Here is a 15,062-nt window from a genome sequence, read left to right as displayed (position 1 = left end):
GATTTTTTCAAAATTCAAATATGAGTCCTATAGTAACGGAGCTATATTAAGAGGAGTGGGTATTATGACTGAAAGAAAAGTTAATTTAGAACAAAGTTTGATTGCACAAGAAAAGGAACTTCTTAATCCTCCTAATGATAGTCCTATTCCTGAATTTGCTTTATATCGTGCGTTAAGAATGGCAGAATTAGCTATATTAGGCGAGTTAGAGCGTTTAAATAGTTCAAATAAGATGGTAGGATTACAATTAGAATATAAGGTTGTAGAGATTTCTGATACTGCTACTGAGGAAGAATCTCAACGCTTATATGAAGAAGCAAAATTATATAGTGTGGCGATAGGTAAAGCATTAATCAATTCTGCTAATTCAGGAAATATATCAAATAGTTTAAAAACAGACGTTAGAGATTCATTAGTAGAAAGATTATATGAATATCTCAATCAGTATCTTTTGGGTATTATTCCCATAAAAAAATTATATCTTAGGTTATTAATTAATTTTAGTTATCCTCAACCTTCAGTAAGAGAATCAGATAGGTTGCGAATGAACGCACCTATGAGTAATTTGAGAACTACAGAAAGTACAAACACAAATACATTAAGTTTTGAGTTATCAATTAATTATGATCCCAGTTGTGGTCAAGAATGTAATGATGGTCTACCTCATCTGCGAATCAACGGAAGATGCAAATGTTGAAAAACTCTTAACCAAACAATTATGTTTAGTTTATATCGTGAGTCAGTAATGCCTATGAATTTTCTAAAATTCCATTAATAATTCGTTTCCATTTTGGCTGAGATTGTTTTAGTTTGTTTAGTTTTTCTACTATATACAATTGTTGGGATTGTTCAAGCTGAAGTAATTTATCATGATATAATATAAGAATATTTTGACAATCTTGATCAATTTCTGGACAAAGTGTGTATAAATCTTCAATAGCACCCTCAAATTTTTTACAGTCAAAAAATCTGGTAGATGCTCTTACTTCTAATCCAAGAGATAAGTCAGATGCAACAGATTTATTGAACTCTTGTTCGGCTTGCTCACATTTGCTTTCTTTGGCTAATAAGATACCAATTTGAGCAAAAGATAAAGATTTAATTTCACTAGGAACTCTGTCAGAATTAGTTAATTCTGTATATATTAGTTTAGCTTTTGATTTCTCTCCTTTTTTATTATAAATATTTGCAATTTGAAAACGGATGTTATTGGCATTATTATCAATCTTTAATCCACATTCATAAGATTTTAGTGCTGCTTCTATATTAGTAAATCTTTGATCCTCGTAAAATAATCCTAATTCAAAATATAGCCTAGCAATTTCCTGATTTTTAGCTATTTCTTCGGACTTTTTTATATTACAATTAACAGTTTTATCTAAAGCATTATGAAGATATTCTTGAGATAGTACCAATTTATTAAGTTTATAATAAAAAATTTTGCTTAGTCCATAACTGGTAAATAAGTAAACTTTGTTAGCAAATTTATTATCTAAAATTTTACGAGTATTATTTTCTACATCTAAATCAAAAGTAAGAGGAATATCTGGCATATTATCATTAATAAATTCTATTCCACCTGTCAATGTTGATTCATTTAGCCAAATTATTAATACTAAATCTCTACTTTTTTTAGGGAAGAGTTGTTTACCAAGTTCTCTAGCCTCTAAATTATTGGTAATTTTTTGTTTTGTATTAGTAGTCAAACAAACGACAACTTTTGATGCGTTGGATGTAAGTTGATCATCTGGATTATCAAATTTTTGATATAAATAATTTTCTAATCTTGGTGAAATACTACCATTAAAGTTAGAGATAATAATTTTTATACTATTATCTTTTTTTTGTAATTCTGTATCATCACAAGATAAGCGGGGTTGATTAAAATTTTTATGCACAATAATACCAATGGGGATGATTAATATACCTAAAAACAAGTTAAGAAATAAAAATATTTTCTTCTTGTTTCGACTTTTTTGATCATCTTGATGATAGTCTGGATTTATTTTATTATCTTGAGAAGATTTTTCTAGCAAAATTTTAAGAGTTTCTTGTAATTCTATATTATCAGGAAGATTTTGAGAAATAGCATTCAGTAAATCTTGTAATTTTCCTCTAGTATCCGCCCATTCAATCAGCTTAAAAACTTTTTGTTTATTGGTACTTCCACCTGCAATATTATCTAAATTTTCTCCTAATTCAAGTCTAAGCAATATCTCCAGATCAGCTATGTCTGGATAACTATCAATAATTACTTTTAATAGTTGTTTACGAGCATCTGATGATAATTTCATAAATCAATCTCCTCATTAAACTGATTTTTTCTTGATATCTTCAACAGGATTAATTAAAGGAATAGTTAAATTATACAAAATCAACAAAATAGATCCATAAACAGGATTATAAAAACTCAAAGAATCAAAAGGTTCTCCTAATGCCAATACCCAAACAATAAAAGCTATAGTGGAAATGATCGTTTGTTTAATCGCTAGGGGCTTTTTTGGTTCAAAGGTTTGCTTGAGAATATAAAGAGCAGTTAGTCCAGTAAAGATAATGAATAAAATCCATAATATAGTATTTATGGGTATATTACTAGCACCTTTAATTAGTCCTGTAATCGCAATCCAAGCACCGACAATTTCCGTGGGAATATATTTAATTAACTTATCAAAATATCCGTCTAACTTGGCTTCTTCGCCTTTAGATTGTAGCTGATTGGTAATGATTCTGCGTCCCATAGTAGCTCCTTAAATTAATTTAAAAAATCTTTAATTTCTTGATATATATTAGCAAATAAAATCCCCTCTCTAATTGAGCCAAAGGTTTTCGCTTTTTGGGCATGATGTAATGCTACTAAATACCAATTTTCATCAAAACAAGGTGAACCACTTGATCCTACAGCGGTTTTATTCACATATTGAACTAAACCACTATTTTGGTAAACTCCTGTAATACCATCTTGACTAACTGATAATTTCATTGAGTCTCCTTCAGGATGTTGTAGGACACTGATTCCCATCTTTTCTATAGGTAATTTTTGACTATCCCAACGAGCAGGTTTAATGTCAGTTGCTTGAGTAATTTTCGCTTCTACTTGTAATAAAACATAATCCAAATCTTCTGTTTTACTAGAGCATAAAATTGGGTGTTCTCTATCTAATTGAAAAGATTTACCTTGGGTTTCTACTCTATTATCTGAAGTTAAGCAGCCAAATTTTAAAATGGCATTTAAAGCATTATTTTCTAGGTTATCTTCTTCACTATATTTTAAAACATGATAGTTAGTCAGGACTTTATTAGGAGTAATTAAAACTCCTGTTCCCATAATATTACGAGACGGAATTTCAATCCGACAAACTGAAGATGATTGGGCGATAGCTCGTTTTAAAAATCCTACATCCCAATAATCTGGTTCAGGTTGTAGCCAACTTTGGAGTTGAATTTCATCGGTTTCTCCACGCCAGTTAATATCGGGTCCAAAATCTGGTTTTTTGATGGCAGAATCTACAATAAACCGTTTCTTGATAACCATAGATTCATAAAATTCTTTGAGTTCTGGATTACCCGGATTTGTTTCATAAGCTGCTATAATTAGAAGGGAGATTTTGCCTCTAGGAATTGCCCATTTTGTGACTAGATTAAATACTAACTGGGTAAGATTGCCACCGCCGGCGATCGCCTCTAAATTTTCTGCTAATTCAAACTGAACCATCATTGCTAAATCCTCTTTAGTGGGATAAGCACTAATAATGGCATTCACTAATTTTTTTAACTCAGCACCAGATAGATTCATAGAATTTCTGTATAAAAACCTGTATCAAAAAGAAATTATAGGCTTTAATTGTTGCTTTTGGGGTAAAAGTTCAGAAAAGTTAGCGAGAAACTATGTTTGCATTAGACATATTTATTTTTTGGCTAAATATAAGCTAATAGAAAATTACATTTGAAGCCAATGTCTTCAGCACGCTACACGAACGCTACAAAAAAACCAAGATGAATCCAAATTTAACACAGGAAATACAGCAAGTAAATCTGCGTTTGAAGTCTGCGAAGGTTAGGGTAACAATTAGAGAATCTAATGGATGTCTGCAATTACGGGCAACTTTACCTATTAAACCGGGAGATGTGGATATAAGGGGAACGGGAAAAAAGCAATACAATCTCAGTTTAAATATTCCGGCAAATTTACCAGGCTTGAAAACGGCGGAAGAAGAAGCTTATGAGTTGGGTAAGTTAATTGCTAGAAAAAGTTTTGTTTGGAATGATAAATATTTGGGAAATGAGGCAATTAAAAAGGAGTTAAAAACTATTGGTGAGTTATTAGAAAAATTTGAGGAGGAATATTTTAAAACCCATAAACGCACGACTAAAAGTGAACATACTTTTTTCTATTATTTTTCTAGAATTAAGCGTTATACAAAAGTTGATGATTTGGCAATTGGGGAAGTTTTGATTAATGCAATTGAGAAAATAGATAAGGAATGGGCTAAATATAATGCTGTGAGAGCTATTTCTGTATTTTGTCAACTTTTTAAAATTGAAATTAATTTAACTAATTATTCTAAAGTTCCTGAAAGTAATTCTCGAAATATTCCTACAGATAAGGAAATAGTTACGGGATTTTACAAGTTTGATAAATATCTGAATAATCGAGGTAAACAAGTTAATCAAGATGTGAAAGATAGTTGGCAACTTTGGCGTTGGACTTATGGAATGTTGGCGGTTTTTGGTTTACGTCCCCGTGAGCTTTTTGTTAATCCTCATATTGATTGGTGGTTGAGTGATGAAAATATAGATTTAACTTGGAAGGTTGATAAAGATTGTAAAACTGGTGAAAGGGAAGCTTTACCTTTATATAAGGAATGGATTGATGAATTTGATTTAAGGAATCCTAAGTATTTAGAAATGTTGACTATAGCCATTAGTAAAAAAGACCAGAATAATCATGCAGAAATCACGGCTTTAATCCAAAGGGTGAGTTGGTGGTTTAGAAAAATTGGTTTGGATTTTAAACCTTATGATTTACGTCATGGTTGGGCAATTAGAGCGCATATTTTGGGAGTTCCTATTAAAGCTGCGGCGGATAATTTGGGTCATAGTGTGCAGATTCATACGAAAACTTATCAACGTTGGTTCTCTTTAGATATGCGGAAGTTGGCAATTAATCAGGCTTTGAGTAAACGGAATGAGGTGGAGTTGATTAAGGATGAAAATACGGGGTTAAAAATGGAGAATGAAAGGTTGAAGATTGAGGTTGAGAAGTTGAGGATGGAAATGGTTTATAAACGCAGTTAAGTAATGCACCATAACACTATTTAAATGCTTCAATTTGATCTGAATAAACATTGATTAGCTTGTGATCAGTGACTAACATTTCAATCTCTGTCCAAACTTTAGCTAGAAATGAGTGAAATTCACGTTTTCGCATATTTCCAAAACGTAGATGCACTATTTTAGGTGGAGAAGAATCAACCATCAACCGATCTGAAAAATCTGCATCTTTAGTAACAATCACCAATTCTTTTTCCTTTGCATACTCCCAGATTTGGGTATCACTTGGACTATTCCCTAAAATAGAAACATGAATGATGGGTAAAGATGGAGTAAATTGGATTTTAGTGGGGAGATTTTCATCAAATAAAAACCCATTCATGCAATTTTTCTCACTTCGTAATGATTCCCCATCAATTTTGCTGCGAATTGGATACAAGCATAAATATCTTCTCTTTCTAAAGATGGGTATTCTTCCAAAATTTCTTCGATAGAATCTCCTGCACCTAAAAATTCCATAATTGTTTGTACAGAAATTCGAGTGTTAGTAATAACAGGTTTTCCATTGCAAATATCTGGATGAATAGTTATCCGCTTTTGCATAACAGTTTTTCCTTTTTATAAACCTAGTGTTAAGTAGCTAAGAATAATATTATTTTACATAATTATTGGCAAGTTGTCATTATTTTTTAAAAAAGTTAAAATGTGTAATTAAATTTAGTTGGTGAATAATAGAAATTTAATTGTATTAATAAGGATGAAAAATACGGAGTTAAAAATAGAGTGATATAATATAATGATTTCTTGAATTGATATCTACCAGTATTTTACCTATATGGAACTAAGAGAAATAGACAAACTTAAAAATCTTGTCAGAACGGGTAAAGTTGGAGCTATTACCCTCGATACATCTATTTTTGATGCTCAGGGGCTGCGGTTAGAGTCAGGTTTACTTAAGCAACTAGAACAATTTCGAGATAGTGCTACAAGATTCATTCTTTCTGAAGTTGTCAAAAAAGAGACAATATCACATCTAACAGAGAAAGCAAAAGACGCACACAGCAACATTGACAAATCTCTCAAGCAAGCAAAGTAACACTGGCATATTAAGGATGAGGAACTTGAAAAAATAAAAAACTCTATTTTTGGTGATTATAAACCACAAGAATTCACATTTGAGAGATTCAGTAATTTTGAAAAGGCTACGTCTTTAGAGATAATTAATGCTCAAGACAATGTAATGATTGGTGATTTAATAGACAAATACTTTCAAGCAAAACCTCCATTTTCAGAAACAGGTAAGAAGAAAAATGAATTTCCTGATGCTATTGCTTTGATTTCTTTAGAAAACTGGGCTAATAAAAACAAAACAAAAATTTGTGTTGTTTCGTCTGATAATGATTGGAAAAATTTGTGTGAGGGTTCAGACAGACTTATTTATGTTGATGATTTTGCTGTAGCTCTAGGATTATTCCAACTTCAAGATGCTGATGATATATGTAGATATTTGTCAGAAAGGTATGAAAAAGGTGAGCTTGATAATGTACAACAAGCTATTACTAATGCTTTGGAGTATAAAATAAGTGATATTGATATTAGTCCAGAAGCAAATTCTGGCTTTTATTGGGAATTAGAATCAACAGAAATAAGTCTCAATGACTTTGAATTTATGCTAATTGATCCTCCTAATATAATATTTAGACCCGTGAACTTAGATGATAATATGTTGGTAGTTGAATCAAAATTGAGCATTGATGTCAATATCGAGTGTAGTTTTTCATTTTCTGTGTGGGATTCTATAGATAGAGATTATGTTTCAATGGGGAGTAGTAGTAACAATATTCAAACTAATTTGGATGTAGATATTTTAGTTTCATTTGTAGGTGATTTGAATAAAATTGGCGCAGAATTTGAGGTAAATGATGTTGAAATTGAGATGAAAACACCTGATGTCATTGATTTTGGAGAGGTAGAACCTGATTGGATCTATGAGGACTAGGATTCTTGAAAAGAATTATAAATACCGTGTGTGTAATCTCACTTCCCAAACCCTAAAGAGCGATCGCACCAAAATCTCAAATATCCTAAATATGGAAAGATGATAGAATTATTAAGATATCAGGGTTTTTTAGATGCACGTTATTACTCGCAAACGGTTGAATGAATTTGCTAAAATCCATTCAGATACAAAAAATGCTCTATCTCAGTGGTATCAATTAGTAAAGGAAAATGAATTTACCTCATTTGTAGAACTCCGGGAAATGTTTCCATCAGCAGATCAAGTTGGTAAATTAACAGTATTTAACATTGGTGGTAACAAAATTAGACTCATTGCTGCAATTCACTACAACCGCCAAAAAATCTATATTCGTGCAGTGTTAACTCATCCAGAATATGATCAAGGAAAATGGAAAGAATAATGCAAAGTTTAAACATCAATCAAACTATCACTGCTTGGTCATCCATTACCGAAAATGTTTTTGTCCCTCACACAGAAGCGGAATATGAACACTTAGTTGAGATACTTGATGCTCTTATTGATCAAATTGGTGAAGATGAAACTCATCCTCTCGCATCTCTTATGGAAGTCATTGGTGCATTAATTGAAAACTATGAAAATGAACATATTCCTGAATTATTGTGATCTATAAAAATATGCTAGAAAAACTCATACTTCATAATTTCAAAAGCCATAAATCTACAGAAGTCAATTTTGATAATTCCCGATTACATGGAATTGTAGGAAAAAACAGTGCTGGTAAAACAATTGATGCACTTGCTCCTTCTCAAGTCCACATCTTAAATAACAGTAAATCAGGTTTCACAATTGCTAAACGGTTGGATGAACATCCTGATGTAGAATGGGCAAAAGAAACCTTAACAACTGGTGAATTTTGGGATGCTGAAGGTGAAGATTGGGTGGTAGAAGGAGAAGTCAGTGATTGAGTTTATTGTCATAGTTGAAAGTGGTGCAGATTCTAGAACAGCGACTAAATTAGCCGAGCGAGTTTTGCAGGAAAAATTCGATTGGTTAGATGATTCAGTGGACTGTTTTAGAGTCAGGAACAGAATATTCATGTTGGAGAGACATTATCAAAATCATTGATGATGCAAAATCACAAATAAAATATAAACCTTCCAGATTTCTCGGTCATGATAGTAAGGGTGTGCCTTTAAAAGCTGATGGAGCAGCATCTATCAAGATTCTTAATTTAGTACGTTTTCTGCAAAAGAGACGACATATTAAAGCTGTTATATTTATCCGTGATTTAGATAATCAACCGGAACGTAAAGAAGGAATTGAACAAGCACGTTCAGAACATATTAATAAAACACCGAAATTAGAAATTATCATTGGTGCGGCTGATCCAAAACGTGAAGCATGGGTTTTAAATGGGTTTATTCCATCTAATCAACAAGAGGAACAAATTCTCGAAGAAATCAAAAATAAATTGAGTTTTGATCCTTGCATAGAGTCTCACAGATTACGTGCTACTTCTGAGAAAGAAGCTGAACGAATGAGAAATGTAAAAGTAGTTGTTGAACAACTTACAGGAAATGATATGGAACGGGAAAAGCAGTGTTGGGAAGAGACAAATTTAAAATATCTACGAGAAAGAGGAGTTGATACGGGTTTAAAAGATTATATTCAAGAAGTTGAGAAACGATTAGCTGCAATTATTTTATCTGAATGAGAAATATTATAGAGTTGAGAGCGATCGCACCCATAGATCCCAACAAGCGATACCTTCTCTATGAGATGTGACAACTAACCGTCAGTTATCTCTTATGAATGATAAGTAAATGTTATAGCATTTTATAAAAATCAGTAGCATTTTAATAGCTTTTATTGAAACAATAAACATCTAGAGGCATCTATAAATATAGTAGAGACAAAATTATCAACTGTCCCTACGATAATTTTCACCAGATATCTAATCTGGTTGACTGTGTTCATTAAGTTTGGTTAATGATAGGTTTCTCTATAAGTATGCAAATTAATCTTTCTGTCACAGCTGCTGCTATTGCCTTCTTAGCTGCTGCTCCATCAATGGCCAAAGCTCAAGTTAATAACATCATTATTGGTCAAACCTCATCAACCCCCAACACTTCAGTAGTCAATATGACCATCACTGAGTCTGAAGTCCTAGCAGCCCAAAAAGCCTGGGGCGACGCATTAGTTGCAATTTCCACCACCCACGATGAGAAGGGAAAAGCCGCAGCTAAGGCGTTGGCTAAAAAGGTTATCGATCAAGCCTATGGTTACCAGTTCGGAGCAGTGTTGTTCAAGCCGACTCTGACACAGACACCACAGACTTTCCGCACCACACGCGAAGGTGCATTGGCCTATTTCGTAGGTGGCGATCCGTCTTTCCCTAATGATAACGGCTTTGCTCTCAAAGGATGGCGAAAGGCGGAAATTCGCAACGCTGGAGTCTTCATTGTTGGTAATGTGGCTACAACAATGGGTAATGTCTTAATTACTGACAACAATGGTAAAGTAACGACTGTGGACAAGACCTGGAAGTTCGTCAAGGACAAGAATGGTAAATTGCGTATTGTTGTACACCATTCCTCCCTGCCCCACAAAAATTAAAATCACCTGTTTCATCAGAAAAATAACAGGTTGGTGAAAAATTCAGCACCTTTCCAGCTGAGTAAGTAATGGTGTTTCTTCTATACTGACTTATTGTAACTTAGTAGCGATCGCCTATGACTCGTAAATTGGCGTAAATGTTATATTGTAGGCGATCGCATTTTAACCAAAATCATGGCAGAAATATCCTTTACTGACAAAAACAAAATCGCTGAAATCATTAACACATCCAACCGATTAAAATATATTATGGATTTATAATATTGTTGATGAGTATTTGTAAGCAATTCTCGACTGTACATTTTTGTTTACCGTATGTCTAATGAAATACATAGGCAAATTTAATTGCAGACATCATCAATATGGATATTTTTGGAAGTTGCTATAATCAAAACAAACTTAAAAAATCCTGATATGATAGCCATTCCCCAACAACCGCAAAAAATGACCATTGAGGAATATCTCGCATGGGAACTTAACCAAGATATTCGCTATGAATATATCAACGGCGAAGTTTTTGCCATGACTGGTGGTACAATTCCCCATAATGATATTGCTCTCAATCTTTACAGACCTTTATACTCTCATCTCCGTCCTAGAGGTTGTCGAGTCAATGTATCAGATGTAAAAGTCCAAGTTACCTCTAAAAGCCCATATTTCTATCCTGATCTTATCGTTAGTTGTCACCCTGAAGACCTCAACGCCCGCAAATTTATTCAAAATCCTAAATTAATTGTGGAAGTTCTTTCTCCTGGTACAAGCAGTAAAGATAGAGGGGAAAAATTCAGATATTATTTAACAATGCCTAGTTTACAAGAATATATCTTGATTGATTCTGAAAAAATATCCGTTGAACGTTATTGTCGAGGAGAAGGAAGAATGTGGCTTTATTATCCTTACACTACTGGAGATATCATCACTTTATCAAGTATTGAATTTGAATTTCCGATTGAAATGCTTTATGATGGTGTTGGGTTGGAAACTGAATAAGAGAACTCCACAAAAAAGATGATCCAATAACTATGCTGGTTTAGTAAAAATTTCCACAAACCATTTTTTGACATGGGGGAGGCGGTGAATTTGTGTTTCAAGTTCTGCCATCGCTAAAGTTGTGAGTTTAACTCCTGTGGAGTAAACCTTGTCTACCAAATTGACAACTTCAAAGCTTCCACAACAGATCAGGGGAAACTCTGCTGTTTTTTTCGCCGGGAAGAAAAGCGATTAATTGTCATTTCCCGTCTTGTTGAAATTCGCTAAAGGTTCTATGTGTCTTTTTTAAGTCGAAATCAGTCGCCATTAAATCAATACCATCAATAATTTTACTGGGTTCGGCAATTCGCAAAGCCGTAAAACATTTGTCTCGATAATTGGGGTGATTTTGGAAAAAAAGTATCGCTTTTTTTAAAGGTTCAATTACAGGATAAGCTGATTCTGCCTTCTCAATAGCTGCTTGAGGAATGGGAGAATTGAGCCTTTGAATAGCCAAATCAATCAAATCTCTCGACTCTACTGAGGAATCATTCCATCTGTCAGAATTAGCTAAAAGTTTTTCTGCAAAACTGTCAATTTGATTTAAGCATGGGACAGGCGACCAACTGGGATAATTTGCTTCTCCCAATTCAATCCGTCCTTCCATAATTATCTCAAATTTAATCAGGGTTTCATCAACTATAATGGCAAATCTTATTCCGTACTGGTCAGCTTTAATTTCTCCAGGTAGGTTGAGATTATTTTGAGTGTTGAAAAGGGCATTATATTGATTTTCAGCTATTTTTTGTCGTAGTAGTCGGTAGCCAGTACCAGTAGAACAGAGAAAATCTATATCCTTGCTTAATCTATATTCTCCATGATTTAAACTAATCAGAGTCCCACCGCCAAAATATGCGCCACATTCTAATAAAAAATTAGCCTTTAATTGATTAAGAACATTTAAAATTTTTTGATGAAATTCCCTCTCAAACATTTTCGCGCCTAACCATGAATGATAATATTGAGCTAATTGTTGCACAAATAAGGCTTCTGTATGGCTCAAGTCGCCTAAAACTCCCCGGTAGTGCCACCCGCGTTCATATATTCTCAGTATTTCTAAAGGAGTAAGATTTTCGGTATTTTCTCTTTGCCAACATAATTTTTGCAAAAAGGGTAATTTTTCAAATTGGGTTAACATTTTCATCAATGAGATTGCAAACGCAGATGGACGCTTTAGGTTCTCCGTGAGTTGAATGATAGATTTTGGACGCATGAGGTCGGCTGCACACTGAAGTTATCTTCTCTCATTACTAGGATCAATCATTTTGTGGAGTTCTCTAACAATACTACAATTAATAGACTCTAGCAAATAAATATTACTGTAAAATAAAATTTAGTGACTTATTACGATTATGGCAAAACGTAAAAAAAGCAATTTTCAGTGGATTAAAGAAACTCTGGAATTAAAACCAGATCATCATTGGGAATCTCCCCCAGAATATAATATTTTTGTCGCAGGTAGAGGGGCTGTGCGTTTCAATGTTCCTCGCGGTTGGATCTCTGAACCAAAGGAAAAATCATTTAAGTTCATGGATAAAAAACCACCTGATGATGATTGTTGTTTAGAGGTATCTTACAATCATTTACCTCCTAATGATTGGACTCTATTTCCTCTCAAATCTACTTTAAAAAAAATCATGGAAGATGATAGCCGTGATGTGATTGCAAGAGGAGAAGTGATTACCGTCAAGCGACAAACTGCCCGAATTATGTGGTGTGAAATTAAATTTATTGATACTCAAGCCGAACCAAGGGAAGCTTTTTCTCGGACTTGCGTGGGTTTAGGTTCTAATATTCAATGTTTAATTACCTTTGATTATTGGGCAGATCAAGCGGAACAATTAATACCTGTTTGGGATGAAGTGATGCGGAGTTTGACACTGGGATTATATATTAGAGATCCCAGAACTGGTTTAGCTTTCCCTGATTAAAACGCCGAGAAAACAACCTCATCTTGAGTTTCTTGATCACAAGTGGAAATTGTAAGTTTGAAAAGTTGTGGATTTTAGTCAACATTATGTTCAATATTTTGGGTAAACTAGAAGCGACAAAATAACCCATTGCACAGATTAGTAATTCAATATTCATGGCAAATCCCACCGCAACCCTTGAAACTTCCCTTGGTACTATTACTCTTGAGCTATTTACCGATGTTATGCCCATAACGGCGGGAAATTTCATCAAATTGGCTAAAAGTGGCTTTTATGATGGTCTGCATTTCCACCGTGTGATTAAAAACTTCATGGTGCAGTTTGGTTGTCCTCACAGTAAAGATCCTAGCTCTCCTCGTGCAGGGACAGGTAATGGTCCTGATGGGTGCATTCAAGATGAGCATCCTGAAGACGGGAAAATTTCCAATGAACCAGGAACTCTATCTATGGCTAATACAGGGGCCCCTAATAGTGGAAGTTGCCAGTTTTTCATCAACACTGTTCACAACTCCTATTTAGATTGGTTTAGTGGCGGTCCATCCAAGCATCCTGTTTTTGGTCGAGTTACTGAAGGGATGGATGTTTTGAAAGCCATTGAAACGACTCCAACGGGACAAGGCGATCGCCCCAAAACTCCAGTTAAAATGATCAAAGTGACTATCCACGAATAAAATCAAGGATTTAGTGCGGAGAAACCTCCGCACACCGCTAATTTTTTGGCAAAATTCCATATTTCTCATTAAAGAACTCCACAGAAAAACTAATCTGATCAAACAAACTAACCTTGAGTTTCCTCTTCAGTAAAAATAGGAGGCCATAATTCAGAAACAGCTAATTCCCAACCGGGAAAAAGTTCATGTAAAGTTAAAATATCGCCATTATTTAAAATAGTTGGTTCACCTTGATGACGATAAACTGTTACAGTTTCCTCATCAGGATCAATTAAAATTCCAATCACAGCACCTAAGTTTATAAAGTTGAGAATTTTAGTAACTAAAGGTTTAATTCTATCACTTTGAGATTTAATTTCTACTACTAAATCTGGTACAAGTTCACCAAAATAACGGGGACTTTGACGCAGACGTGCAGCCCGAACAAAAGAAACATCTGGTGCGGTGAGATTGCTATCAGGTAAAATAAAACCACCAGCAGAATCAAATACTCTTCCTAAACGACGGGGATTTACCCAAGCAAAGAGAAAAGCTATCAACCGACTAGAAATTTCACTAGATACAATATCCGATGGACCCACAATAGAAATTCTCCCGTTTGTTAATTCAACATCATAATCTAACCCGGCTTCACTAAAAGCAGTTTGGACTTGTTCTACATCTTTGATTGTCATAATTAACATAAAATCATCCTCCTAATATACAAAGTTGGCGTAATTAAACCAAACACAATTTGATTTTATATTTCATTAAATTGAATCTGGATCAATATTTAACTCTCTCAATTTTGCGGCTAACCTTTGAGATTTTTTATCGGATATTTTCGCCTTTTCTGCTTCCATTGCTGCTCTTTTAGCTTCAATTTCTGCTCTTGTTGCTTCCATCTCTGCGCTTTCTTCTGGTGTAGGAACTAAAACTCCTGATGATGTAAAATATCTTAATAAACCATCATAAATCCCTAAATATAAACCCAATTCTTCACTCCATAAATGTCCTTTTTCGTTAGGTTCTAAGGGTTGATATTTGCCACTGATTAAATTAAATCCTGTAAATTCTAATGTATAAGGATCAAACCAAAAATAATCAGGTGTACGGAAAGTATCTTGATAAAGTAGTTTTTTAGTTTCTCTATCAGTTTTAGCTGTGGTTGGTGAAAGAATTTCGACAATGACATGAGGATATTTGCCATTTTCTTCCCACACTACCCAACTTTTTCTAGTTTTTCGTTCTGTTCCTAAAACCACGAAAAAATCTGGACCTCTAACATCTTCTGATTTCTTTTGATGAGGAGTATAGTAAATACTCAGGTTTCCAACAGCATAAAAATCAGTTCTCTCTTTCCATAACCATTCTAAACATTTGAAAAGGAGAATAATTTGACGTAAATGCAGTTCTGTTTCCACGGGAGGTTCATCACTATATAGGTCACTGGGTGGGAAAATGATATCTTCTGATATATCTTCTAAGGCGTTAGGTTGTAATTCCAGTGCTTGAGTAATCATCATGATATGATACCAAGTAATTATTTTTTTATTGTAGCATTAATTGTCAGATAGCGTAGCG

Annotated in this window: 19 protein-coding genes and 1 pseudogene; 11 read left to right on the top strand and 9 right to left on the bottom strand. The window is 33.9% G+C overall.

Going from position 1 to position 15,062, the window contains the following annotated elements:
• Positions 1-64: 64 nt before the first annotated feature.
• Positions 65-697: a hypothetical protein gene (locus VB694_RS17965; protein ID WP_323361701.1), complete on the top strand. Its 633-nt coding sequence runs from the start codon at positions 65-67 to the stop codon at positions 695-697.
• Between the two features lie 52 nt (positions 698-749).
• Here the strand turns inward: VB694_RS17965 and VB694_RS17960 are convergent, their stop codons facing one another.
• Genes VB694_RS17960 through VB694_RS17950 form a run of 3 tightly spaced genes read right to left on the bottom strand, consistent with a single transcriptional unit; the run spans position 750 to position 3,793 of the window.
• Complete coding sequence (locus VB694_RS17960; protein ID WP_323361700.1) at positions 750-2,294, bottom strand: effector-associated domain EAD1-containing protein; 1,545 nt, start codon at positions 2,292-2,294, stop codon at positions 750-752.
• A 15-nt stretch (positions 2,295-2,309) separates the two neighbouring features.
• The gene (locus VB694_RS17955; protein WP_323361699.1) at positions 2,310-2,738 is read right to left on the bottom strand and encodes a hypothetical protein; all 429 of its coding nucleotides are present in this window, start codon (positions 2,736-2,738) and stop codon (positions 2,310-2,312) included.
• Positions 2,739-2,752: 14 nt separating this feature from the next.
• Complete coding sequence (locus VB694_RS17950; RefSeq protein ID WP_323361698.1) at positions 2,753-3,793, bottom strand: effector-associated domain EAD1-containing protein; 1,041 nt, start codon at positions 3,791-3,793, stop codon at positions 2,753-2,755.
• Between the two features lie 200 nt (positions 3,794-3,993).
• Between VB694_RS17950 and VB694_RS17945 the strand changes: the two genes are divergently transcribed.
• A complete protein-coding gene (locus tag VB694_RS17945; protein WP_323361697.1) occupies positions 3,994-5,295 on the top strand; it encodes a site-specific integrase in 1,302 nt (433 codons plus the stop codon).
• A 16-nt stretch (positions 5,296-5,311) separates the two neighbouring features.
• Here the strand turns inward: VB694_RS17945 and VB694_RS17940 are convergent, their stop codons facing one another.
• Together VB694_RS17940 and VB694_RS17935 are read right to left on the bottom strand one after the other, a co-directional pair.
• Complete coding sequence (locus VB694_RS17940; protein WP_323361696.1) at positions 5,312-5,653, bottom strand: DUF5615 family PIN-like protein; 342 nt, start codon at positions 5,651-5,653, stop codon at positions 5,312-5,314.
• Positions 5,650-5,874 carry a DUF433 domain-containing protein gene (locus VB694_RS17935; protein WP_323361695.1) on the bottom strand — a complete coding sequence of 75 codons (225 nt, stop codon included), beginning with the start codon at positions 5,872-5,874 and terminating at the stop codon, positions 5,650-5,652. Before VB694_RS17935 ends, VB694_RS17940 begins: the two co-directional genes overlap by 4 nt.
• A gap of 232 nt (positions 5,875-6,106) precedes the next feature.
• Here VB694_RS17935 and VB694_RS17930 point away from each other — a divergent pair.
• The 7 genes and pseudogenes from VB694_RS17930 (at position 6,107) to VB694_RS17900 (ending at position 10,858) form a co-directional block, all read left to right on the top strand.
• Positions 6,107-7,270 (top strand): annotated as a pseudogene (locus VB694_RS17930) (PIN domain-containing protein).
• A 133-nt stretch (positions 7,271-7,403) separates the two neighbouring features.
• Positions 7,404-7,691, top strand: a complete 288-nt coding sequence (locus tag VB694_RS17925) for a type II toxin-antitoxin system HigB family toxin (RefSeq protein WP_323361694.1) — start codon at positions 7,404-7,406, stop codon at positions 7,689-7,691.
• Entirely contained in the window at positions 7,691-7,915 is a 225-nt protein-coding gene (locus VB694_RS17920) for a hypothetical protein (protein WP_323361693.1), read from the top strand. Before VB694_RS17925 ends, VB694_RS17920 begins: the two co-directional genes overlap by 1 nt.
• 11 nt (positions 7,916-7,926) lie before the next feature.
• Positions 7,927-8,217, top strand: a complete 291-nt coding sequence (locus VB694_RS17915) for an AAA family ATPase (RefSeq protein WP_323361692.1) — start codon at positions 7,927-7,929, stop codon at positions 8,215-8,217.
• Between the two features lie 89 nt (positions 8,218-8,306).
• A complete protein-coding gene (locus VB694_RS17910; RefSeq protein ID WP_323361691.1) occupies positions 8,307-8,966 on the top strand; it encodes a hypothetical protein in 660 nt (219 codons plus the stop codon).
• Between the two features lie 296 nt (positions 8,967-9,262).
• On the top strand, positions 9,263-9,868 hold the full coding sequence (locus VB694_RS17905; protein WP_323361690.1) for a hypothetical protein: 606 nt from the start codon (positions 9,263-9,265) through the stop codon (positions 9,866-9,868).
• A 414-nt stretch (positions 9,869-10,282) separates the two neighbouring features.
• Positions 10,283-10,858, top strand: a complete 576-nt coding sequence (locus tag VB694_RS17900) for a Uma2 family endonuclease (RefSeq protein WP_323361689.1) — start codon at positions 10,283-10,285, stop codon at positions 10,856-10,858.
• Positions 10,859-10,888: 30 nt separating this feature from the next.
• Here the strand turns inward: VB694_RS17900 and VB694_RS17895 are convergent, their stop codons facing one another.
• Both VB694_RS17895 and VB694_RS17890 read right to left on the bottom strand, forming a co-directional pair.
• The gene (locus VB694_RS17895; protein WP_323361688.1) at positions 10,889-11,017 is read right to left on the bottom strand and encodes a hypothetical protein; all 129 of its coding nucleotides are present in this window, start codon (positions 11,015-11,017) and stop codon (positions 10,889-10,891) included.
• Positions 11,018-11,096: 79 nt separating this feature from the next.
• Complete coding sequence (locus VB694_RS17890) at positions 11,097-12,035, bottom strand: nucleotidyl transferase AbiEii/AbiGii toxin family protein (protein WP_323361687.1); 939 nt, start codon at positions 12,033-12,035, stop codon at positions 11,097-11,099.
• A gap of 214 nt (positions 12,036-12,249) precedes the next feature.
• Here VB694_RS17890 and VB694_RS17885 point away from each other — a divergent pair, with 214 nt between their 5' ends.
• Together VB694_RS17885 and VB694_RS17880 are read left to right on the top strand one after the other, a co-directional pair.
• Complete coding sequence (locus VB694_RS17885; protein WP_323361686.1) at positions 12,250-12,828, top strand: hypothetical protein; 579 nt, start codon at positions 12,250-12,252, stop codon at positions 12,826-12,828.
• 155 nt (positions 12,829-12,983) lie between these two features.
• Positions 12,984-13,499, top strand: a complete 516-nt coding sequence (locus tag VB694_RS17880; RefSeq protein WP_323361685.1) for a peptidylprolyl isomerase — start codon at positions 12,984-12,986, stop codon at positions 13,497-13,499.
• 107 nt (positions 13,500-13,606) lie between these two features.
• Here VB694_RS17880 and VB694_RS17875 read toward each other — a convergent pair whose 3' ends face one another.
• The gene (locus VB694_RS17875; protein ID WP_323361684.1) at positions 13,607-14,182 is read right to left on the bottom strand and encodes a Uma2 family endonuclease; all 576 of its coding nucleotides are present in this window, start codon (positions 14,180-14,182) and stop codon (positions 13,607-13,609) included.
• A gap of 66 nt (positions 14,183-14,248) precedes the next feature.
• Entirely contained in the window at positions 14,249-15,004 is a 756-nt protein-coding gene (locus VB694_RS17870) for a Uma2 family endonuclease (protein WP_323361683.1), read from the bottom strand.
• Positions 15,005-15,062 lie beyond the last annotated feature (58 nt).

Source organism: Anabaena sp. UHCC 0451 (assembly GCF_034931405.1).
Lineage (GTDB): Bacteria > Cyanobacteriota > Cyanobacteriia > Cyanobacteriales > Nostocaceae > RDYJ01.
Note: the sequence above shows the minus strand (reverse complement) of the source record. Positions and strands in the feature narration are given on the sequence as shown.